This is a genomic window from Winslowiella iniecta (genome assembly GCF_001267535.1).
Taxonomy (GTDB): Bacteria; Pseudomonadota; Gammaproteobacteria; order Enterobacterales; family Enterobacteriaceae; genus Erwinia; species Erwinia iniecta.
Window position 1 is genome coordinate 156,377 of sequence record NZ_JRXE01000002.1, and the last position, 563, is coordinate 156,939.

At 57.0% G+C, this 563-nt stretch carries 1 protein-coding gene; it reads right to left on the bottom strand.

Translation table 11 applies throughout. The annotated features are described in order from the left end of the window. Positions 1-563, bottom strand: a 563-nt coding sequence (locus NG42_RS23245; protein ID WP_241488282.1) for a tripartite tricarboxylate transporter permease, incomplete at both ends; no start/stop codon positions are given.

Below are 563 nucleotides of genomic sequence, written 5' to 3' on the forward strand. Positions count from 1 at the left end.
AAATGAGCCACAGGCCGATGCATTATTGGCCGCTTCCGGTGCGGCAACGCCGCGAATATCGCCTTTGCCAAAGTTAGCGCCACCGCTGATTTTTTTCTCACTCATATAGGCGATAGCGCTGGCGATAGTGGCGCCGGCACCCGGCAGCACGCCGACAAAAAAGCCCAGTACGGAAGAGCGCAGGGTGGTACCGACGCACTGCGTTGCCTCTTTCAGATTGAACATCATGCGCCCGCTGGCGCGCACCACTTTTTGCCCGCTGCTGGTGGATTCCAGCATCAGCAGGATCTCACTGACCGAGAACAGGCCGATTACCACTACCACAAACTGAATGCCGTCGGAGAGGTGAACGCTGTCGAAGGTAAAGCGATAGACGCCGGAATTAGCATCCACGCCGATGGTCGCCATCGCCAGACCGATTAACGCGGCGAGCACCGATTTCAGCGGGTTATGACTCATCATGCTGCCCAGGCAGGCGATGGCAAACACCATCAGCGCAAAAAACTCTGCCGGACCAAATGCCAGCGACCAGTTGGCGAGCAACGGCGCAAACAGAATAATAC